The 23,200-nt window shown below is 34.3% G+C and carries 14 protein-coding genes, 1 tRNA gene and 1 pseudogene; 9 read left to right on the forward strand and 7 right to left on the reverse strand.

The window, feature by feature from the left end; translation table 11 throughout:
* Nucleotides 1-74 precede the first annotated feature (74 nt).
* The 3 genes from tuf to IJ258_RS06085 all read left to right on the forward strand — a co-directional run bounded on the left by tuf (nt 75) and on the right by IJ258_RS06085 (nt 1,809).
* Nucleotides 75-1,316, forward strand: coding sequence for a translation elongation factor EF-1 subunit alpha (gene tuf, locus IJ258_RS06075; RefSeq protein ID WP_292804417.1), 1,242 nt, complete (start codon nt 75-77; stop codon nt 1,314-1,316).
* 65 nt (nt 1,317-1,381) lie between these two features.
* Nucleotides 1,382-1,690 (forward strand): 30S ribosomal protein S10, encoded by a 309-nt coding sequence (gene rpsJ, locus IJ258_RS06080; protein ID WP_042691424.1) that lies wholly within the window; start codon nt 1,382-1,384, stop codon nt 1,688-1,690.
* Nucleotides 1,691-1,725: 35 nt separating this feature from the next.
* Nucleotides 1,726-1,809 (forward strand) — tRNA-Ser (locus IJ258_RS06085).
* A 19-nt stretch (nt 1,810-1,828) separates the two neighbouring features.
* Here IJ258_RS06085 and cobK read toward each other — a convergent pair.
* From cobK to IJ258_RS06100, 3 genes are read right to left on the reverse strand one after another with little or no spacing between them, the layout of a single operon-like run.
* Entirely contained in the window at nt 1,829-2,614 is a 786-nt protein-coding gene (gene cobK / locus IJ258_RS06090) for a precorrin-6A reductase (RefSeq protein WP_292804420.1), read from the reverse strand.
* On the reverse strand, nt 2,611-5,040 hold the full coding sequence (locus IJ258_RS06095) for a calcium-translocating P-type ATPase, PMCA-type (RefSeq protein WP_292804423.1): 2,430 nt from the start codon (nt 5,038-5,040) through the stop codon (nt 2,611-2,613). Before IJ258_RS06095 ends, cobK begins: the two co-directional genes overlap by 4 nt.
* A 4-nt stretch (nt 5,041-5,044) precedes the next feature.
* The gene (locus IJ258_RS06100; protein WP_292804426.1) at nt 5,045-5,434 is read right to left on the reverse strand and encodes a UPF0146 family protein; all 390 of its coding nucleotides are present in this window, start codon (nt 5,432-5,434) and stop codon (nt 5,045-5,047) included.
* 60 nt (nt 5,435-5,494) lie between these two features.
* Here IJ258_RS06100 and IJ258_RS06105 point away from each other — a divergent pair, with 60 nt between their 5' ends.
* A complete protein-coding gene (locus tag IJ258_RS06105) occupies nt 5,495-5,950 on the forward strand; it encodes a GNAT family N-acetyltransferase (protein WP_292804429.1) in 456 nt (151 codons plus the stop codon).
* Here IJ258_RS06105 and IJ258_RS06110 read toward each other — a convergent pair.
* Nucleotides 5,921-6,436 (reverse strand): zinc ribbon domain-containing protein, encoded by a 516-nt coding sequence (locus tag IJ258_RS06110; RefSeq protein WP_292804432.1) that lies wholly within the window; start codon nt 6,434-6,436, stop codon nt 5,921-5,923. The two genes, IJ258_RS06105 and IJ258_RS06110, sit on opposite strands and share 30 nt — an antisense overlap.
* A 98-nt stretch (nt 6,437-6,534) precedes the next feature.
* Here IJ258_RS06110 and IJ258_RS06115 point away from each other — a divergent pair, with 98 nt between their 5' ends.
* Nucleotides 6,535-7,503, forward strand: coding sequence for a hypothetical protein (locus IJ258_RS06115; protein ID WP_292804435.1), 969 nt, complete (start codon nt 6,535-6,537; stop codon nt 7,501-7,503).
* Here IJ258_RS06115 and dusB read toward each other — a convergent pair.
* On the reverse strand, nt 7,492-8,469 hold the full coding sequence (gene dusB, locus IJ258_RS06120) for a tRNA dihydrouridine synthase DusB (RefSeq protein ID WP_292804438.1): 978 nt from the start codon (nt 8,467-8,469) through the stop codon (nt 7,492-7,494). The genes IJ258_RS06115 and dusB overlap by 12 nt on opposite strands.
* A 107-nt stretch (nt 8,470-8,576) precedes the next feature.
* Between dusB and prf1 the strand changes: the two genes are divergently transcribed.
* Nucleotides 8,577-9,821 (forward strand): peptide chain release factor aRF-1, encoded by a 1,245-nt coding sequence (gene prf1, locus IJ258_RS06125; protein WP_292804441.1) that lies wholly within the window; start codon nt 8,577-8,579, stop codon nt 9,819-9,821.
* Here prf1 and IJ258_RS06130 read toward each other — a convergent pair.
* Nucleotides 9,818-10,054 (reverse strand): hypothetical protein, encoded by a 237-nt coding sequence (locus IJ258_RS06130; protein ID WP_292804444.1) that lies wholly within the window; start codon nt 10,052-10,054, stop codon nt 9,818-9,820. The two genes, prf1 and IJ258_RS06130, sit on opposite strands and share 4 nt — an antisense overlap.
* A gap of 498 nt (nt 10,055-10,552) precedes the next feature.
* Here IJ258_RS06130 and gdhA point away from each other — a divergent pair, with 498 nt between their 5' ends.
* A complete protein-coding gene (gene gdhA / locus IJ258_RS06135) occupies nt 10,553-11,887 on the forward strand; it encodes an NADP-specific glutamate dehydrogenase (RefSeq protein ID WP_292804447.1) in 1,335 nt (444 codons plus the stop codon).
* A gap of 216 nt (nt 11,888-12,103) precedes the next feature.
* Here the strand turns inward: gdhA and IJ258_RS06140 are convergent, their stop codons facing one another.
* A complete protein-coding gene (locus tag IJ258_RS06140) occupies nt 12,104-16,705 on the reverse strand; it encodes an Ig-like domain-containing protein (RefSeq protein WP_292804450.1) in 4,602 nt (1,533 codons plus the stop codon).
* Nucleotides 16,706-16,940: 235 nt separating this feature from the next.
* Here IJ258_RS06140 and IJ258_RS06145 point away from each other — a divergent pair, with 235 nt between their 5' ends.
* Both IJ258_RS06145 and IJ258_RS06150 read left to right on the forward strand, forming a co-directional pair.
* On the forward strand, nt 16,941-22,265 hold the full coding sequence (locus tag IJ258_RS06145) for an Ig-like domain repeat protein (protein ID WP_292804453.1): 5,325 nt from the start codon (nt 16,941-16,943) through the stop codon (nt 22,263-22,265).
* Nucleotides 22,266-22,435: 170 nt separating this feature from the next.
* A pseudogene (locus tag IJ258_RS06150) lies at nt 22,436-23,200 on the forward strand (hypothetical protein); the annotation flags it as partial.

Raw genomic sequence — 23,200 nt, forward strand, 5'->3', positions numbered from 1 at the left:
AACATATAATGAATTTAAGCTATCATTTAAGCTTATAGATATTGTTTGTTAATATTACAAAAGAGGTTATTATAATGGCAAAAGAAAAAGAACATCTTAACTTAGCATTTATTGGACACGTTGACCACGGTAAATCCACTTTAGTAGGACACTTATTATTAAAAGCTGGAGCTATCGCTGAACAACAATTAGATGATGGAGAAAACAAATTCAGATTTGTTATGGACAAATTAGGAGAAGAAAGAGAAAGAGGAGTAACTATCGACTTAGCTCACCAAAAATTCTCCACCAAAAAATACGACTACACTGTAGTAGACTGTCCTGGACACAGAGACTTCGTTAAAAACATGATCACCGGTGCTTCCCAAGCAGACGCTGGTGTTTTAGTAGTTGCAGCAGACGACGGTGTAATGCCTCAAACTAAAGAACACGTGTTCTTATCCAAAACTTTAGGTATCAACCAATTAATCGTTGCTATCAACAAAATCGACTTAGTTGATTACTCTGAAGACAAATACAACGAATTAAAAGAAGAAGTATCAAACTTAATTAAAACCGTAGGATTCAACCCTGCAGACGTACCTTTCATTCCATTATCTGCATTTGAAGGAGACAACATTAAAGAAGCATCCCCTAACACCTCCTGGTACAAAGGTGACACTTTAATTGATGCTTTAGACAAATTATCCGCTCCTGACAAACCTACTGACTTACCTTTAAGAATTCCTATTCAAGACGTTTACTCCATTACTGGTGTAGGAACCGTACCTGTAGGAAGAGTTGAAACTGGTGTAATGAAAAAAGGTGAAAACGTTATCTTTGAACCTGCTGGAGCTTCCGGAGAAGTTAAATCTATCGAAATGCACCACGAACAATTTGAAGTAGCTGAACCTGGTGACAACATCGGATTCAACGTAAGAGGTGTAGGTAAAAACGATATCAGAAGAGGAGACGTAGCAGGACACACTGATTCCGCTCCTACTGTAGCTAAAGAATTCGACGCACAAATTGTTGTTTTACAACACCCTGGTGTAATTACCGTTGGATACACTCCTGTATTCCACTGTCACACTTCCCAAGTAGCATGTACTTTCTTAGAATTATCTAAAAAATTAAACCCTGCTACCGGTGCTGTTGATGAAGAAAACCCTGACTTCTTAAAAACTGGTAATGCAGCAATTGTTAAAATTAAACCTACCAAACCAATGTGTCTCGAAAACGCAAAAGAAATCCCACAAATGGGTAGATTTGCTATCAGAGATATGGGTCAAACTGTTGCAGCTGGTTTATGTCTTAACATTACCCCAGCAAAATAAGTTTGTAAACAATAATTAGAAAGTAATTTTTTACTTTCTTTCTTTTTGTTTTTGGAGGAGAATAAATGAATCAAGCAAGAATTAAACTTACTGGAACTGACCCAGAAAAATTAGCATACGTTTGTGATCAACTCAAAAAAATTGCTGAAAGAACTGGTGTTGACTTATCTGGTCCTATTCCATTACCTACTAAAAAATTAGTAGTACCAACAAGAAAATCTCCAGATGGAGAAGGTAAAGCTTCTTGGGAAAAATGGGAACTCAGAATTCATAAACGTTTAATCGGTATTGGAGCTGATGAACGTGCTATGAGACAAGTCATGAAAGTCAACGTTCCTGATAATGTAAGTATTGAAATTGAACTTAAAGGATAAATATTTAGAATCCTTCTAAATATTCCTTTTCATATGCCGAGATAGTCTAGTCTGGTAAGGCGCAGGACTTGAAATCCTGTGAGGTTTTCCTCGCCTGGGTTCAAATCCCAGTCTCGGCGTTTATCTTTATATCTATTTTTAAAAAAAGTTTTTTAATTTAATATCTAATTCATCAAGATTAGATACAATATCATTTTTATTTAATTCATCTATTTTTGGTCTTTGAATCATTATTACCGCAACGTTTTTCTCGTTTGCAGCTTCAATTTTTTCAATTACCCCACCAATGTCTCCGCTTTCCTTTGTAATCATTACCTTTGCATTATATTTTTCAATCAAATCAAGGTTTTCTTCTATGCTTGCTGCCCCTTTCATAGGTATGATGTGGGTTGGATCAACATTCAGTGATTTGCATTTTTCTATTGAGCTTTCCACTTTCAAAATCCTTGGATAGAACCTTTCGACAGGAACATATTTTAGGATTTCTTCCATGGTATTTGCTCCTGCAAAATGCAGCACATTTCCTTGATGGAAATTTTCACCTATCAGTTTTCCAGCTTCATCAAATGAATTTACATAATGGATGTGGGATGTGTCGATATTTTCAAGGTTTGTGGTAGGTCTTTCAAAGCGGATAAATGGTATTTCCAATTCCTTTGCAATGCTTGCACTTGTCTGTGTGATGTGTGCTGCAAATGGGTGTGTCGCATCAATTAGCACATCAAAGTTTTCATTAATTATAATCTCCTTGATTTCATCTTTTAAAAGAGGTCTTGCTATTGTATCATCGCTTCCACCTTCTTGTGCCAGTTTTGCACCGTATTCTGTGGTGGTGGTTGTCAGAATGTGTGCATCATAGTTATTTTTTATAAATTCAATTATGTTTATTGAATCTTTTGTACCGCCCAGTAGAAATATCTTCATTTTATCACTCTGTTCATTATTTTTTCTGATAGAATTATTGTGAAAGCCACAATTATAATCACCATCCAGTCAATTAAACTGATTGATGTTGTTCTGAATATTATTTGCAATTGTGGAATGTATATGATTAATACTTGAAGCACAAATGAAATGGTGATTGCTAAATACAGGTATGTGCTTGGTTTATCAGAGTTCGCTTTCCTGTTATATGCATTAAATAACTGATACATTACAAATAATGTAAATGCGACAGTCATTGCCTTGCTTTCATTGGAATTTATACTTAGTTGATAGCTGAAAACCGCTATTGTACCGATTGCCATCACAAGCCCTGAAATTAAAATCTCCAGCAATGTTTTACGGGTCAGTATGTCACCGGTTTCAGGAAGACGTTGCATCAAATCCTTTTCAGCACCTTCAATACCTAATGTCTGAGCAGGAGGTCCGTCCATCACTATATTTAACCATAACAGTTGCACAGGATTGAATGGTAATGGCAGACTTAAAAGACTTGTTCCGACTATTGTAAGTATTGCTCCGACATTTGTTGAAACCTGGAATTTCACAAAGCGTTTAATGTTGTCATAGATTTTACGGCCTTCTCTGATGGCTTTTACTATTGTTGCAAAGTCATTGTTTTGAAGAATCATGTCTGCAGATTCCTTGGCAACGTCAGTACCGTCACCCATTGCAACTCCAATTGATGCTTTTTTAAGTGCAGGTGCATCATTTACTCCATCTCCTGTCATTGCAACAACATTATTTTTCTGCTTAAGCGCTTCAACTATTCTCATTTTCTGGGATGGTTTTACTCTTGCATAAACTTGTATGTCGTCTGCAATTTCAAGATATTCCTCTTTTGTAAGTTTTTCAAGTTCGCTGCCTGTTATTACTCGCCCGTCAGTCAGTATTCCAAGTTCACTTGCAATTGCACATGCAGTCTTTTCATAGTCTCCTGTAATCATTTTCACTTTGATTCCTGCATTTATACAATCTTTTACTGCCTGTTTGGCATCTTTTTTTGGCGGATCCCTTAGTCCGAGCAGACCGGTAAATATCAAATCTGTTTCATCATGGGTGTTGTCCTGTGTTTTGTATGCAAAGCCGATTACCCTTAATGCATTATGACTCATTTCATCAATTTTTTTAAATATGTTTTCCTTGCTTGAAGCATCAATTATTTTGATACTTCCATTAAAATCTATATATTTGCATTTGGATAGAATGATTTCTGGTGCACCTTTTGTTAAAATGATATTGCTTTTATCGTTTAGGCTATGTATCGTAGTCATCATTTTACGATTGCTGTCAAGTGGAATTTCATCAATTCTTTCAAGATCAATATCTGCATCATCTGTGAACTTTAAAATTGCACCGTCAGTCTGATCGCCTATGACTTCTCCATTACTGATAACTGCGTTATTGCACAGCTTTCCAATCATCAATGTTTTCTCTTCATTGGTGTAGTATGACTCAACAACGGTCATTTTATTTTCAGTCAGTGTACCGGTCTTATCACTGCAGATTATTGTGCATGAACCTAATGTTTCAACTGATAATAATTTGCGCACAATCGCTTCGGATTTGGCCATTTCATTCATTCCAAGTGCCAATGTTAATGTTAAAACAGCAGGCAGGCCCTCAGGTATTGCAGCAACTGCAAGTGAAACTGCAGTCATGAATGTTTCAACAATAGGAATTCCTTTAATCAATTCTAAAATAAAAATAGCAATACAAACAATAATTGCAATCAATGATAATGTTTTTCCAAGCTTTCCAACTTTCGCTTTAAGCGGGGTGTCCTCATCATCTTCCTGAACGATTTTTGCAATTTCACCAATCTGGGTATTCATACCAATGGATTTGACAACTCCGATACCATTACCTGATAGGATATTGGAGTCCATATATAACTCATCTGTGACTTCCTTTTGAATGGCATCAGCTTCTCCTGTAAGGTTTGATTCATCACAGGTCAGCTCATTCACATCAATTAAAATCAAATCTGCAGGAACCTTGTTTCCTTCCTCTAAAATGACAATGTCTCCGATTGTTAAATCTTCAGAGTTAATTTCAAGGATTTCATTGTCTCTTTTTACAATTGCGGTTTTTACAACCAATTCTTTTAAGCTTTCAACTGCCTTTTGTGAGCGATATTCCTGGATGAACCCCATAATTACATTTAAAAGCACTGCCAGAATGATTACTCCTGCATCAATTACGTCCCCTATTGCATAAGCTGCAACTGCGGCGACTAATAATAGTCCGATTAGAATATCAACAAACTGACTAAGGAATAAAATATGAAGAGGAGTTGCCTTTTTTTCTTCAATCTTATTTGATCCGTACTCCTTTTGGCGTTTTAAAACTTCCTTATTTGAAAGTCCTTCTTTTGAAGTATTATATTTTGAAAATATTTCTTTCATTGATTCACCTTAAGATGTAAAAGCTTGCCTTTTTAAAATTTTTTAATTTCATTTTGACTCTGCCAGTATTTAAATCTTCATTTGTAAGAGGTTTTATAATTAACTGTGAGTTAATTTTTAAAGCCAGCTCAGCAATATACGGTTGAAGTTCACTTGGAGGCCTAATTGAGTAGATGATATCAGTATCTTCATATAATTCCATATTAGGATTGGTAATGTCATCTTTTATAACGCTTGAATCCTTTGGAAGGATATCTGTTTTAATCAAGGTGATATTGTCATGTTCGGATAATTCGTTGGCTATCTTGTCGAATTTGCCCACACCAACTTCGGCGATTTTAACCGGATTGTCCTTGACAGCACTTAAGATATATTCTGCAAAATCATTCCACATAATTATAATATTTCTCAATCCAAAGTATTAAATATCTTGTTTTTTAAATTTTAATTTGGTATGATTGTAAGGAAATTTAAGCCGAATGATTTAAAAAGAGTTTATGAAATCGAAAACATGTCATTCAACCAGTCTTATGGCATAAACATGTTTCAGCAGTTATATGAAATGGGGATTGGTTTTTTGGTGGCCGAAGAGGAAGGCTATGTGATAGGATATGTCATGTTTTGGATTAAATATGAAAATCATGGCCATATCATTTCCATAGCAGTCGACAAGAACTATCGCCGTGCCAAAGCAGGAACACAGTTATTAATAAAAGCTATTTCAATACTGTCACTGTTAAACTTGGATGTAATATACCTTGAAGTAAATGAAAAAAATACTGGTGCTGTTGAATTCTATAAAACATTCAACTTTGAAATTGACAGGAAAGTTCCCGGATATTACGAGAATGGTGATGGGGCAATAATAATGTATCTTAAATTAAATAGAGGTAAGATTCCCACTAAGTAATTGCTGGTATTGTGAGATTGCATCTGCAGGAATGTTTCCTGTAGCAAACAGTATTGCAATCAGAAGTATGTAGAATCCGAATATTGCAAGCTGAATGTGTCCGTGTTTTCTTGCAACAGGATCTTTACGGGTTGACAGATAAATTGCAATTATTAAACCTAAAATTCCTCCAAGAATTGAAAAGACATAACCAAAGAGTATTAGCCATTTGCTGGTTCTGGATTGTCTATAATTATCTGCATTGTTTGAAATCTCTTTTTTAATAACAATCGGATTAAGGTTGCTGTTTGGGTCTCCCTGGAACTGTTTTTTAAATACTAATGGAGTACCGCATTTGACACAATAATCGGCTTCAGGAGGATTTTGAAAACCACATAAAGGACATGTGTCTGCAGAAGCTTCCATTTTTGGAAATTCATATCCGCATTTTATACAAAATCCGTACATGTCATCTGTTGTAGTACCGCACTGTGGACATCTTCTCATCATATTATCACTTACTTTATAATTACGGGTAATTACTTATAAATGTTATTAATCTTTGTTGAAAAAATATATTAAACTTATGTGATATAGTTTAACTAATGATTGAAAAAATTGAAATCACGCAGAGGTTTAATTTCAAAAGACTTAACCGCCACTATGAATGTTTCACGATTGATTTGATCAATAAAAATGCTTACTATAAGATATCTGAGCGAGGAAGTGGAGATAAGTTTTTAAGTGAAAATTCACTTTGTGATGACTCATGGATTGATATTCTGGTTGATTTAAGACGAAAAATGACCAGTAAAATCCACAGTTTAAGTGATGAGCAAATTGATAAGTTCAGACATGACTTTGATAATCTGAAGTTATTTGATGATTTTCAATCTGAAGAGTTTTCCTATTTTGAAAAAATCGAGCTGATATACTCATGCAATGTCATAATCTATTCATCTGATAATTATGCCGAATACAGCTTCAAGAACAATTTCCCTGAAAACTGGATTGGATTCGGTGAGATTTTAAAGGAACTTTTTGGATTTGACGTGCTGCATCTCAACTACCAAAAGCAGATGGCAACACCACTGTATTATGACATTAGGTCGGATGGAGTTTATTCAAATGATAAATTACTTCTTAAATCCATTGAATTCGGACATTACCAAACATATCCATATGAACTTCCAAACCCACGTTTGATTGTTGACTTTTTACAAAATTCCATTAATGGATATATTGAAAAGGAATTAACTGACACTGATAAAGGTCTGATTTTGCATCTTCTTGATAAATACCATGTCTACATGTGGATTTTTGATGAATATCACAACAAATCCAATGCACGTGACCCTGATGATTTGGAAGGTTATGACTGGTATCTTGAAATGGTGTTTGAAGGAGACGTTATATGGCATATCTTTGGGTATAATGACTATCCCGACACTTATGTTCATCTTGCACGTGAGATTTTGGATATTACTAAAATGGATTTGCTTGAAATAAACACCATATCCGATGGGGATTTGGAGTTATTTGAGAAGTTTGGGGATGAAAAATTAGCTAATTAATTCTACATATTCATCAAGCAAATCAAAAAGTTCTTCTTTTGTGTTCATCTTAAATATTTTAGGCTTTATTTCGGCGCTTCTCCACTGCCCTTTGAGATAATACGCAGTATGGGTTCTCATCTTATGCATCGCAGGCTTTTCACTTCTAATCTGGCTTAAAAGCTCGGCATGTATTTTTATCATCTCAAGTTTCTCTTCAAGCGTTACTTTTTGAGGCTCAATGTCATAGTCAAGATAATCAATGCACTGTTTGATAAGCCAGGGGTTTCCAAGAACTCCCCGACCAATCATTATTGCATCACATCCTGTCTCGTCAATCATTCTCTTTGCATCGTGGCATGTGTGAATGTCTCCATTGCCGATAACAGGTATGTTCAATGCATCCTTTACTTCTTTAATTATTGACCAGTCTGCATTTTCTCCGTATCTCTGCTCTCTTGTGCGGGGATGTACTGTAATTGCTGAGGCTCCGGCATCTTCAACAATTCCTGCAACCTCAAGGGCATTGATGCATGTATTGTCCCATCCGCTTCTGATTTTTGCTGTAACAGGTACATCGGATGTTTCAACTACAGTTTCTACAATTTCTGAAATCTTTTCAGGGTTTTTTAAAAGTGCACTTCCTGCTTTTGATCTAACCGCAACCTTTGGAACCGGACATCCCATATTTATGTCTATAATATCAGGTTTCATGTTTTTGCAGATATATTCAGTGGCGATTTTGAATGATTCAGCTTCCGCTCCAAATATCTGCTGGGAAATCGGACGCTCTTCAGGTGTCATATAAAGCATTTCCTGTGTTCTTGAATTTTCATACATCAATGCCTTGTCAGACACCATTTCTGTTGACAAAAGTCCGCAACCCATGGATTTAGCTATTCGTCTGAATGCGGAGTCAGTAATTCCTGCCATAGGTGCAAGGACTACCTGGTTGTCAATTTTCACATTTCCAATTTTCCATTTCATAAAAATTCACTAAAATTATCGGTTTTAATCGCTTTTTTCATTAATTATTTATATTATTATTTATATAATTATATCTATTATATTAATTTAATTATTATGGGGATAACATGGCTAGCGTATCATCAAAAGAATTATATGAATTTAAAAAGACATTAAAGGAATTGTCAAATAAAAGAGGTAGAGGTACTGAGCTTGTTTCCGTTTATATTCCACCAACTAAACAGTTAAGTGATGTTGGTAAGCACATGAGAGATGAAATGGGTCAGAGTGCTAACATTAAGAGTAAACAAACAAGAAAAAATGTACAGTCTGCTATTGCGGTTATTTTAGAAAGTATCAAATTGTACAGACAGCCTCCTGAAAACGGTTTGGTTCTGTTTGTCGGTATGATTCCTAAAGGTGGTCCGGGAACTGAAAAGATGGAAAAATATGTTTTAGAACCTCCTGAACCTGTTCAAACCTACTGGTACAAATGTAACAACGAGTTTTTCGTCGAGCCTTTGGAATACATGATTGAGGAGCATGATGTTTATGGTGTGGCTGTAATTGACAGAAACGAAGCTACTTACGGTACACTTAAAGGTAAAAAAGAAACCATTCTCGGTCATTTGACTAGTGGTGTTCCTGGAAAACATAAGGCTGGAGGACAGTCTCAAAGAAGGTTTGACCGTGTAATTGAAGATCTTGCTCATCAATTCCTTAAACGTATTGGTGATCATATGAATGAAGCATATCTTCCTTTGAAAGATGATTTGAAAGGTATCATTCTTGGAGGACCTGGTTTTACTAAAAAAGATTTCTATGATGGGGATTATCTTCAGTATGAACTTAAAGACAAGGTCATAAGTATTGTTGACACTTCATACACTGGTGAAGAGGGTATCCGTGAGGTCATCACCAAATCTGCAGATGATTTGGAAAACCTTGATGTAATGCACGAAAAAAAACTGGTTCAAAGATTCATCAAGGAATTAATTAAGGAAAAAGGTCTTGCTTCCTATGGTGAGGATGAAGTCAGACGCAACCTTATTATGGGTGCTGTTGATGTGCTGCTTTTATCTGAAGATTTGACCAGTATGCGCAAGAAATTTGTCTGTTCCGGTTGCGGTCAGGAAGAAAATATCACTGTAAAGTCACAGGCTGAAGCAGATAACTTAACTAAAAAGTGTCCTAATTGTGGTGAAATTTTAAAAGAGCAGGAATCTATTGATCTGGATGATGAATTTGTTGAGCTTGCTGAAGAAATGAATACTGATGTTGAGTTCATATCCACTGAAACTGAAGAGGGAATGCAGATTTTTAGAGCGTTCGGTGGAATTGCAGCAATTCTCAGATATTATGTTGATTACTAATTATAACATTTTGGAGATTTGTCCAAATGTGTTATAATATTACTTTTTCTTTTTTCTTTTTTAGTATAAAATTTGTTTAATCCTTCTTCTTGTCTTATCTGATTTATTAGCTTAAAAAACTCTTGTTTTGGCACTGTTTTTTCTTTGTTTAGTTCTATGTATAATGAGTGCAGGTTTCTATTTTTTGTGAGGTAATTTTCCTTTAACATGTTGTATTGGGTTTTGCTAATCATAATATTACCATTTTGTTTACTAAAAATTTAATTTTACTATTTTTTTATTATTAATTTATTAATTATGGTATATAAAGGAATATGCTTTTTTAAATTTAATATAATTTTGTTTAAAATTTTTTTCTATTCTTTAATTTTGTTCGAGTTTTCACAGTTCATTTTCATTATTCTCGAACACTTTCACTTTTCATATCTTCGGAAACTTTTAGGTGGAAGATGTTTGCCGACTTGTTTATGAATTGATAATTTTTATTGTTGATTGTAGAAAAATTTTTTAAAAAGATTTGTTAAATTAATAATATTTTTTAATTATTTTATAAAATGTATAATATTTATCTTAATTTATATGAATAATATGGAGGTATTTTTACTAAAAATTGAATAATATTTAAATACTAGAAGGTTCATATAATTAACTATATTGTTAAAGATGCTGACAACAGCAAAAAAATTCTTTTAATAATATAATAATTCAAATTTTTATTTGGAGGAATATTTTTGTCATACGTAGATGAAGTAATTGAAACTATAATAGAACAAAACCCTTCAGAACCTGAATTTCACCAAGCAGTACGTGAAGTATTAGAATCTCTTAGGGTAGTAATTGAAGAAAACGAAGAAGAATACAGAAAAAATGCACTTCTTGAAAGGTTAACAAACCCAGAAAGACAATTAAAATTCCGTGTACCATGGATCGATGACAACGGACAAGTACAAGTAAACACTGGATACCGTGTACAGTTCAACTCAGCAATCGGACCATACAAAGGCGGATTAAGATTCCACCCATCTGTAAACGTTGGAATCATCAAATTCTTAGGTTTCGAACAAATCTTCAAAAACTCCTTAACCGGACTTCCAATTGGTGGAGGAAAAGGTGGATCTGACTTTGATCCAAAAGGAAAATCCGACAGAGAAATCATGGCATTCTGTCAAAGTTTCATGACTGAATTATGCAAATACATCGGAGCAGACACAGATGTACCTGCAGGAGATATCGGAGTAGGTGGCCGAGAAATCGGATTCTTATTCGGACAATACAAAAGAATTAGAGGATTATACGAAGGAGTATTGACTGGTAAAGGATTAACCTTCGGTGGATCACTTGCAAGAACTGAAGCAACCGGTTACGGATTATTATACTTCACAAACGCAATGTTAAAAGCAAACGACATTGACATCGCAGGAAAAACCATCTTAGTTTCCGGTGCAGGTAACGTAGCAATCTACGCAATCGAAAAAGCACAACAATTAGGTGGTAAACCAGTAACCTGTTCTGACTCAACCGGATGGATTTATGATCCAGAAGGAATTGATGTAGAATTATTAAAAGAAGTAAAAGAAGTAAGAAGAGAAAGATTAACCGCTTATGCTGAAGCAAGACCATCCGCAGAATACCACGAAGGTAAAGGCGTATGGACTGTAAAAGCTGACATTGCTCTTCCATGTGCTACCCAAAACGAACTCGACTTAGAAGATGCTAAAAACTTAGTTGCAAACGGAGTAATCGCAGTTGCTGAAGGAGCAAACATGCCAACCACAATCGAAGCAACCGAATACTTACAAGAAAATGACGTATTATTCGCACCAGGAAAAGCATCCAACGCTGGTGGAGTAGCAACCTCCGCACTTGAAATGTCACAAAACTCAGAAAGATTGTCCTGGACATTCGAAGAAGTTGACGGAAGACTCCAAGGCATTATGGAAAACATCTTTGAAAACGCTGCAGCTGCTGCTGAAGAATATGGTTTAGGTAAAAACTATGTTGCAGGAGCAAACATTGCAGGATTCAAAAAAGTAGTTGACGCAATGAACGCACAAGGAATCGTATAGATTTCCTTGTTTCTCTTTTCTTTTTTTAAGTTAATAGTTTGTTATTTGGTTATTATACAATTTTTATTTGGATTTAGAATATTTAAATACTTTTTAGTTTACTATTCGATGTTTGGAGTATTTACGGATAGTTTATTTGTTCTTTTTTGTTTTACGATGTGGGGTGGTATCACTTGGTTCATCGTGTTTTTTTAAGGTGATGGTTTAGGGCAGTGTCTATTTGACTGTTATGGTATTGGTGTTTTTGATTTTGCCGTAACTTGTTTTGATTTTGTATTTTCCTTTTTTGAGGTTTTTGACTTTGATTTTTGCTATTCCTTTCTTGTTGGTTTTTGCCTTGTATTTTTTGCCGTTGATTTTAAATGTGATCTTTTTGTTTTTTAGTTTCTTTCCGTTTTTGTTTAAAAGCTTTGCAGTGTAGGTTAGTGTTTTTCCCTTTTTGATTTTCTTGTTTTTTGTTATTAATGTTGGTTTGACTGTGATCTTGTTGGAGACTTTAATGTTTTTATAGGTTGAGGTTATTGTGTATTTGCCTGGTTTGAGTGTGAGTTTTAGTGTTGCATAACCCTGGCTGTCGGTTTTTACTTGTACTGTGTTTTTGTTGATTTTTATGTTTATGATTTCACCTTTTACCGGTTGGTTGTTGTTGGTTAGTCTTATTTTGTAGTATTTGGTGGCTCCATAGTACTGTACTATGTTAGTGTTTCCGGTTATCTTGTAGTTGTTTTTTGCAACGTTGAATGTTCCGGTGGTGTTTGCAGAGTAGAGTATAGTGCTTTCCGGATAGGTTGCAGTATAGGTGTATGTTCCCGCTGTGAATTCACCGAGGTTTCTTGAACCTGCACCATCGCTTATGATGATTTTATAGTAATTGCCGTTGATTTCCAATGCGATTTCTCCGCTTAGTTTGTTGTTGTTGGAATCAGTTAGTGTTGCATAAGCCATGAGGTCATCTGCCTGGTTGATGTTTTGGATGTTAACTGTTAGTTGTGTGAGTGTTTTAACGGTAATGTTTCTGATTATTGTTGCATTTTGATATGTTGCCTTGATTGTATATGTTCCACTTTTTGTGTTGACCGGTAGATATACTGTTCCGTTTTCATTTGTTGTTAGTGTCTGGGTAGTGTTTTGGAATTCGATTGTGATATCTGTGTACTCGTAAGGGATCTTGTTGGTGTCTGTGAGGTTTATTCTGATGTAGCCGGTTTTTCCGGTTTCAAGTTTCTGTGTTTCCAGGCTTAATACTGGAGTTGATTCAAGGTTTATTGTTGTGTTCCATGTGCTTATGGAATATGTACGGTCTCCGTTGTAGTGGATGTATATGTAGTTGGTTCCTCTCTTGAATTTGATTGTTGTGTCAATTGTTCCATGGGTCAGGTTAAGTATTGTCTTTTCGTTGTTGATGTATATTGCAACTTCTCCTGTGCAGTTTGATGGGTTGGCTTGTATTTTTATGTGTCCTGTGAGGTTTTCGTAGTGTGTTAGTTCGACGTTTAAGTGGGATGTGATTCTTGCCACACTGAAAGTGGTTGTGGCATTTGAAGGAGCATATTTGCTGTCTCCCGGGTAATATACTGTCACGGTGTAGGTTCCCTCTTCCAGATCGGTTAGTGTGATTGGTGTTGTGGTGTTGTTGAGGAATATTGTTCTGTTTTCATTGTTGATGGATATTGTTGCTTCTCCTCTGACGTCGCCTGGTTGGATGGTGATGTTTAGTGTTTCGTTTTCACCGGCTTTGATGTCATTGCTTTCGATGTTTAGGCTGGTTTCGTATCTGCTTACTACAAACATTATGCTTGCGGTTCCTCCGGTGTAGTACTCGTCTTCCTTGAATATTACTGTCAGGTTATGTGTTCCCACTGGGAAGTTGCTAAGTTTCAGTGTTCTTGTTCCTGGTGTGTCGGCGTTTCTTTCATATTCCCGGTCGGTGGTGTAGTATAAGTTTCCGTATAGTTTTGCATCTCCGGGGGTGATTGTTATTGTCAGTTTTCCTGTTTCGCCGATTTTGATTTCCGGAGCGGATAATGTGATGTTGGTTTTTATTTTGTAAACAGTGAAGTTATAGTTTTGTTTTAATATTTTAAAGTATTCGTTATCTCCATTGTAGTCGATTCTCATTGTGTAGTTTGCAGGTTTTAATGTTTCATCGATTGTAAAGCTGCACTCACCATCGGTCAGGTTGACTGTGGTTTCCTTGTTGTTGTATGTGAATGTAACGTTTCCGGTTGGTTGTGCTGTGAGGTTTCCTGTGACTTTAACGTGGAATGTGATTTTTCCGTCATTATAGGTTATGTTGTTGTAGTTTACAGTCATTTCACTGAATTCTTTTGCTGTATCCACTATTGCACTGGTTTTGAAGTTCAGGATGTCTGCACTTATCATGTATGTTGCTTTGTTTTGGGTGTATGTGAATGGGAATGTGTATTCGTTGTTTATTATTGTTGTTATGTTTATGTATTCTCCTTGATCGTTTACTGTTGTGATTGTCATGTTTAAATCAAGTGGTATGAGTAGATTGTCCCAATCATCAAAGCTGATTATTTCCTCTCCGTTGGTTAATGCCAGTTTTATAGTGATGTTTTCTGTCTGATTGTATTTGATTGTATAATATTCTTTTTCAAAAGTTGGTAGGAAGTAGTAGTTTTCACTTTTTCCGCCATCTGTATTGAATAAGAAGCTTTTAGGAGGGGCATTTCTGATTGGATTTGGTTCAAATTTATATTCCGGGGTATTTATTTCACTAGTGTACATGATTTTTAGGTTTCCAGTATTGTATAGGTTTATTGAACCGTCACCTGCAAAAAATTCTGACCAGTCACCAATGTGGTTATGGTCAAGGACACATCCTCTGATTTCCATGTTTCCATCATTTTTTATGGTTCCGTAATATCTATGTTGCCTATCATTAGTTGAATAAACAAGGATGTTGTCTTTAAATAATGTGTTTTTTATAATTGCATTGGCATTTTCAGCATTATAAATTACACCTGAATGCACTCCAATAAGATAAACAAAATTTTCAACCCATTCGAGTATTTGGTAACTGAATGGATAGTTGTGTGTTATTTTGCTATTTTCCAGATTTAATATATTGTCATTGTATATTGCTGCTCCCACTCCATTGCATTCAGTTATTTCAGTGTTGGAGATATTTAATGTTCCATTATTGTATATTCCTCCACCATTAAGATCAATATTATTATAATTCCCCCCATAAATTTTATCCTGACCTTGACAGGCGATTATTTTTGAGTTGTTTATTATTGTCTCGCCAGTGTTATATATTCCTCCTCCGTTTGAGTTTGCTGCATTGCATTGCATTAATGTTGCATTTTCAATTGTGAGTTTGCCTGTATTGTATATTGCCCCTCCATTGCTTCCAGTGATGCTTTGGAATGTTGTGTTGATAATGTCTGTTTGATTTTTGTTGTATATTGCAGCACCATCAACTGTTTTTGTCTTACTGTTGATTCTGTAGGTGTTATAGGTGTATTGGTTGTTTAATGTTTGTTTTGTTGATGTTTTATAGATTGCTGTAGCTTCTACAGTGTTTATATTTTCGATTATGGTATTTATCATTATTAATTTTCCATCATTGTATATGATTCTGTCTTTTAGGTTTTTAATTTCGGTGCTGTTAATTGTTAAAATTCCCTTGTTGTATATTATTGCTTTTATTGTTTCAGATTCAATTGGTAAGTTATAAGGTAAGAAATCGTTATTGTTGGTGAATGAGGTGTTTGTAATTTTTAATGTTCCATAATTTTTTATTAATCCGTCCTGATTTGATGTTAGTCTGTCTAAGTATATTTGATCTATTTCTTGGAATTTTGAGTTTATTATTTCTAATTCTCCATTATTTGTAATTAAACCTAGGTTATTTTCCTTAAATGTACAGTTTAGTAATTTAACGTTTCCGTTATTTTTGATTATGTCGGGATTGTTTCCGATAAATGTTAAATTAACAAAAGTAATGATTGTGTTTGGATTTATTTCAAATAATAATCCTTTATTCTGCAATGTGAAAATGACGTTATTTCCTATAATTGTAATATTCTTATTAAGCACTAGTGCTTCGCTTGTGTCTTGTATGAAGTTTATATTGTTCAAAGTTAAAGTTTCATTATTTTTAATCAGTTCTAATGCTTTTTTTAGACTGGTAATGTTATTTGTGAGAGTATTATTGGTTGATAAGGGTTGGTTGTTAATTAGGATGTTGGTGTTGTTCAGTGTGTACTTTTCTATGTTTTTTATTTTTTCAAATTGTAATGTATTGGAGTAAGTTCCATAAAATGAGGTGGTTAAGTAAGAGTTGTCATGAATGGTGTAATTGAATGTTAGGTCTGCTTGATATGGAATTGATGAACTTGCACCGGTTCCGGTTACTATTCCTAGTTCGGGTAGATTTAGTTCACCTATGTTTAGTGTTTTTATTAGTGTGTTGTTTTCGTAGATGCTTATGTTCTGTGATTTGAATTCACCATTATGTTCAATGGCTGTGAATGATAGGTGCATATTTATTGTTATGTTTCCGGTTGTTTCCAGTTTAGCTGTATCGTTGATTGTTAATGTGATTTGTGTAGCTGCAGGTAGAAAATCTGATAATATTTCATCATCCTGTGTCTGTGTTAATATTTCTTCATGTGGGTTTTGGTCATGATCTATACTTTCTGAAATTGAATTTTTTTCTAGTGAACCTACTGTATCTTCATTAATCGTATCTATTATGTCAGTATTATTGTCTGTTGCATTAATGCCGCTTATATTAATTAGTATTGCGATGACCAGCAGTATCATTGCATATTTTTTTAAATTCATTTTTTTATTTTCCCCCTAACTAAACTTTTTTTCTATTATATTATCCTACTATTTTTACAAGTAATTAAGTAAAGTTTATATGCATTATTATATAAAAAAGTATACATTAGATAATTATTCAAATGTACTTTAATATGTTATATTGTAATTAAAATATATATTATTTGAATTAGTTGTTTAATAATGTAAATTTAAATTTTAGGTGTAAAAACTTTAAAGAATAAGGGAGATTGAAATGGATAATAAAAGCATTTTTGTTTCTTTAATATTTCTAATGTTTTTGGTGGGAATTTCATTTGTTTCTGCACAGGACATTAGTTCTTTGGAAGAAGTTTCATCTGTGGAAGTTGCGGATGATGTAATTTCTGTTGATGATTCTGTTGATGATGTGTCAACATCTGATGTTGGCGATGAAGTGATTTCAGATAGTGGATCAACTCAATATGCTAATTCTTGGGCTGATTTAAAATCTGATGTCGAGGATTCAAGTGTAGATACAGTTAAATTAAATGCTAGTGACATTGCTCCGTCAAGCAGTAGTTCAGATCAAATCAGTATAAATCATGACATAACTATTGTAGGGGAGGAAGGCAGTTATATAGGTAGTGCCGATTGGAATAGTGCTCCAGTATATAATTACATTCCTATTGTTACTTCAGGCAATAATTTAAATGTAAAATTTGAGAATGTGACATTCCAGTACTTGTCAGATAATATTTTAATGAAACTGATGGGTAATGGAAACTATGTCTTTAAAAACTGTGTATTCAATAATATTAACTGTACAGGTTCTCACCAGTCAGTAATCTGGTTGAATTATGGATATGCGTTACTTGAAAATTGTACTTTTACAAATATTAAGTCTAGTTATGGTGCAATAACCAACTATTACACATCTTGGGGTACTGCTGTTAATAATGCTAGGATGACTGTTAAGGATTGTGAATTTTATGATAATATTGGTTTAAGTGAGCCTGGTTGTATTAATAACTGTGGTTATTTGGAAGTTTATGATTCTACTTTTGAAAATAATCGTGCAAATTGGTGGGCTGGTGCAATACACACTCACAACTATGCAAATACAAGTATTTGGAATTCAGTATTCAGAAATAATAAAGCAGGATGGAATGGTGGAGCATTATATGCTTACAGTGATTTACAAGTATATAATTCCACATTCATAGAAAATACTTGTACTGGTCAATATGGTGGAGGTGCAATAGGTTCAAGCAACAGAGTCAGAGTAACTGTCGACAATTGTCTGTTTAAAAACAATAATGCTCCAAATAGTGCTGGTGGTGCTATATGGGCTAATGGTGCAGGATATTTAAATGTAACTGATAGTGAATTTATTAACAACACTGCACCAGTAAATAAGGGTATGGATATTTATTATTCATATACTGGAAGTAGTTCAACTGCTGCATACTTTAATTGTTATTATAATGATTTCTATGGAGCAAACAATGCCACTTATTCAATCTATACTTCTAATAGTTATTTGAATGTAAATGGTATGGATACTAATAATTTTTATGATATTGGGGACTATGTTGAACCTAGTGAAGAAAATGATACTAATGGGTCTTCAGGTACTGTTATAGTTCCTGATAATTTTAATGGTACTCAATTATGGAATGCTAGTTTAAGTGGTGCTTTAGGCGGTACTCCTTTAATTGATGGAGATGTGATTTATGTTCCTAATGGGCATTCCATTTACTGTTTAAACATTACTAATGGTGATTTAATATGGAGTGCTTCTTCTCCTTGGACTGATTATCCTGATTATGATAATTTCCATGATTTAGCATTGCATAATGGAGTTCTTGTTGCTCCTTGTGATATGGATAAGTTATATTTCTTTGATGCTGCCACTGGTAGTGAGGTTAATGCTACTTCAGACATGTGGAAAGCATCCAGTAAATATGGTGTATTGATTAATGATGATACAATTTATGTAAGCAGTGAATATCCATATGGTGAAAATGGCAATGCTTGGATTGCAGTTGTAAAACAGGTAAATGGTGTTTATACTTATATGGGTAGTATTTTAGAGATCAATGGTGTTGAAAATTATGCATTGCTTTCTGCTCCAGTTCTTTGGAATAATTACTTATGGGTAAATACTGTTAATGGTTTAATGCGTGTTGATTTAACCACTAACGCTTCCAGTATCATTTTAGCTAATACTGTGGGCAAACCTGTTATTGGTGGAGATTATCTTTACATTTTAACTAGTAATAATCATATTCGTGGAATAGATTCAACTGGTAGTGTTGTTAAAGATATCACTGTTGGAGGTAATGTTGGTAGTACTTTAGCAATCAATAGTGCAAATACTGTATTGTATACTGTTAATGCTGAAGGTAATATTTATCGTGCAGGTGTTAGTTCCAGTAGTGCAAATTATATTACTCAAATTAATCCCGTTTCTTCTGCTCTTGCAGTAGGTAGTGATGGTTATTTATATATTGGTGATGATGCAGGAATATTATGGGTAATCGATATCTATTATTCACTTAATAAGTGGAGATCAACAGTTGTATGGGCATATAACACTACTTCAACAATTCATGGTGAAGTAATAAATAATAATATGGTGTATGTTGGAACAGAAGATACATTTTATGTATTATACAATAATTTACTTTCTAATGGAATCAATGAACAGTTGAATAAATATAATTCACTATTGAGTAATAAAAATGAAAAATTAAGTAGTTATGAGGATATTTTAAATGCTGCTAGTGAAAAAATTATTCCTGAAGGAACATTAACATATAATGTTTTTATGGATGGAGATAGTACTTACTATTTGAATGGAACTTACTATATCAATTCAGGTATAATGTTAGGTGTTAATGAAGATATGGTTAGTTTAAATAATATCTGTATTAAACCACAAGAGGGTACTAATGCAACCATAGTCTTTAAAAAATATCTTAATTATCATGACCCTTCATTACTTTATATTCCGAGTGGTGAAAATATTACTATAGAAAATATAAAATTTACAACAACTTCAGATTATACTAATGGATATGGTATAATTTATATAATAGGTGATGTTAAAAATTTATATTTTAAAAATTGTACATTTGAAAATTGTATTGATAATTATCTTAGTGGAGAGGATTGTGCCATATTTAATGTAGATTACAGTTATGATGAAGACAATAATCCTATTGCGAAACCATCTAATGTTGTAATAAACAAGTGTACATTTGTTACTTGCAGTAAGTTAAATGAAAATATTTTTACTAGAAATGTTGATTTAATCAACATATCTGATTGTATCTTTGAAGAAAATAATCTTAAATCATCTGAAATTGTATCTGAAGCTAATATTGCTTTAAATAATAATAAGTTTGATAGTGCTAATCCTATTACTATTGAGGGTAATGGTAAAATAGTTTCTGATGTTTCATTTAATGTTTTAACTAAAAGTTTAATTTTGGGTGAAGCTGGTAGTATTGTTGGTGAGTTAGTGGATGATAATGGTAATCGTATTTATTCACAGAATTTGAAATTCGTGATCGATGATGGTGAACCTATAGCACCCACTAGTTTTGATAAGGCTACTGGTCTTTATACTTTAAGTTACACTCCTACTACAAATCGTGATGTTAAGGTTTCTGCTGTTTGTAGTAATGTTGAGGCTTTAGATGTTGAAGCGGTTTATATTCCGGTTAAGGCTGTATCTGGTTTAACTTTAAACATTACTGAAAATCCTGTTTATGCTGGTGATTTTGTTGTCAACGCTACTTTAAATTCAACTATTTCCAGTGAAAGTATTGTTTTCAATATTACTGATTCTTCCGGTGAGGTTGTTAAAACAATCGTTTCAGATATCACTAATGGTTTTGCTAGTGAATCCTTGAATGATTTGCCTGCTGGTGATTATACCTTGACTGCTGTTTACGCTGGTGATGATGATTTTGCTCCAGCAACTATCAGCAAAGCATTCACTATTAATAAGGCAGATTCAAGCATTGAATTGTCTCTTGTAAGTGATGATGTTTATGTTGGTGATGCCATTGGCGTTCAAGCTGTATTGCCAAGTTCCGCTACTGGCACTGTAACATTCCGTCTTAAAGACTCACAGCAAATAATCACTGTTTCCGGTGAAACCGCTAGTGCTATTTTTGCTGGTTTAGGGGAAGGTGAATATACTGTTTATGCAACCTACTCTGGTGATGCTAATTATAATCCTAGTGAAGAGGTTAACGTCACATTCAATGTTGTTAAGAAGGATGTTGAGTTTTATGTAAGTGATGGTTGGGTCAGTTTAGGTGAGGATGCTGAGATTTATGTTTATGACTTGCCTGATGATGCAACCGGTAACATAACTTATTATATTAACAGTTTTGATCCTGAAGTTCGTGACGTTGATGAATCATTAACTCTTAGTGACTTGCCTATCGGCAAATACAGTGTACGTGCCGTTTACTCCGGTGATGATAAGTATAACGGCAATGAAGCAACCGGTGATCTTGAAGTTTATTATAATCTTGAACTTGAAGAGGACGAGTTCGGTTATGGTGATGATGCTTTAATCAATATCACTTTCCCTGAAGAGCTCAACGGCATGTTAGGAGTCATTGTTGACGGTAACACTTCTGGTGCTATCAGTGCCAATGTCGTTAACGGTACTGCTGTTTTCACCTTATCCAACTTGACTGTAGGTGAACACACTCTTGATTTAACCTATCAGGGAGATAAAACATTTGAAACCACAGCTACAATCACTGTTACTCCTAAGATATCTTCTCTTGATGATTTAACCACCGGCGACAACACCATTAGTCTTGATTTACCGTCTGATGCAACAGGTAATATGACTATATATGTTGATGACAATGACCCTGTTGTTGTAGAGGTTGTTAACGGTACCGCAAAGTATGATTTGAATAATTTAAGTGCTGGTGAACATGAGATTACTGTTGCTTATGAAGGTAACTATCCAAGCTTCAGCACTTATAAGGATGTCAGTGTCGCCAAGGCAACCCCAACCGCCAGTGTGAATGCTCCTTCCAGCATTACTGCAGGTCAAACAGTCACCATTCCTATCAATTTACCAAGTGATGCTACTGGTGTCGTATTGGTTGATGTGGATGGTAAGAAATACTATGCTGATGTTGCTAAAGGTGTTGCAAGTGTCGCTGTTGCAGGTTTGACTGCTGGTAATAAGGTATTGACTTATAAATATCTTGGTGACAGCAAGTATGCAGCTTCCACAGGTTCCGCTACTTTGAAGGTTGTTGCTCCTAAAGCTGCTGATAAGATTACTTTAACACTTAAGAAAGTTACCGTTAAAAGGTCTGCTAAAAAACTTGTCATTAAAGCAACCCTGAAAATCAACGGCAAAGTGGTTAAGGGCAAGAAAGTAACCTTTAAGTTTAAAGGTAAAAAGTACACTGCCAAGACCAATGCTAAAGGTGTTGCTAAAATCACAGTTAAAAAATCAGTTCTTAAAAAACTCAAAAAGGGTAAAAAAGTAACTTACACCGCAACATATGGCAAAACAACCGCTAAAAAAACAGTTAAAGTCAAAAAGTAAATGATTAAATTATTCATTTACTTCTCTTTTTTTATTTTTTTCATTAATACATTCTTTTTTCATAAACTTCATTTTACCAAATTATATATTACACTTTAGATAAAATATTAACCATATTTTAATTTTTATTAAAATATTTTTTAGAATATATTATGGATTTTGGTGGGGAGGTGAGAAAGATAAGAGATTCATTGAAAATATCATTATTAATGTTGATATTGCTAGTTTCATTAACATCCGTTTCGGCGCATGATGATAATGTAACTGATACTATTTCGGATGTGTCTAATGAAACTGTAGTTGTTTCATCATCCAATCATGTTGCAGTCGATTCCAATGATAATCAAACATTGGGTGAGGCTGATGTGGCTGATTTGACAATCAATATCACTTCCGATAATGTTCATGATTATTTTGTAAGGGGAACATTGAAACCTGCTTACTCTTATGCTAATTTATTTATATCTGAGGATATGGATGATCTTGGCATATTGGCCGTTAGGGCAAACAATGTCACAATAAACGGTAATAATCATACATTGAAGAATACGGTTTTCAGCATCGAGGCTGATGGTGTCACATTGAATAATATTGTATTGAATGTGACTGAATCCTTTGAGAATAATGATTATGCTGCAATCCTAGTATGGCATACTGATAATGTGGGCATTTACAATACGGTAATCAACTATGTCGCTCCCAAAAATACTGATGCCTATGGGATCTATTGTGAAGGTACCAAGTACAGGAATAATCGTAATGTTCAAATAATCAACACTACAGTCAACATCAACGGTGATAACCGTGCTGAAGGACGTGTCTATGGTATAAGGATGGAATATTCTCCAAATGCAGTACTTGAAAACAATACGATTAATGCCAATTTGCCTTTGCACACGGTTGCGTTCAGGGGTACCACTGCAGACCTGGACTCT

Origin of the sequence: Methanobrevibacter sp., from assembly GCF_017468685.1 — an archaeon.
In the GTDB taxonomy this organism is placed as follows: Archaea; Methanobacteriota; Methanobacteria; order Methanobacteriales; family Methanobacteriaceae; genus Methanocatella.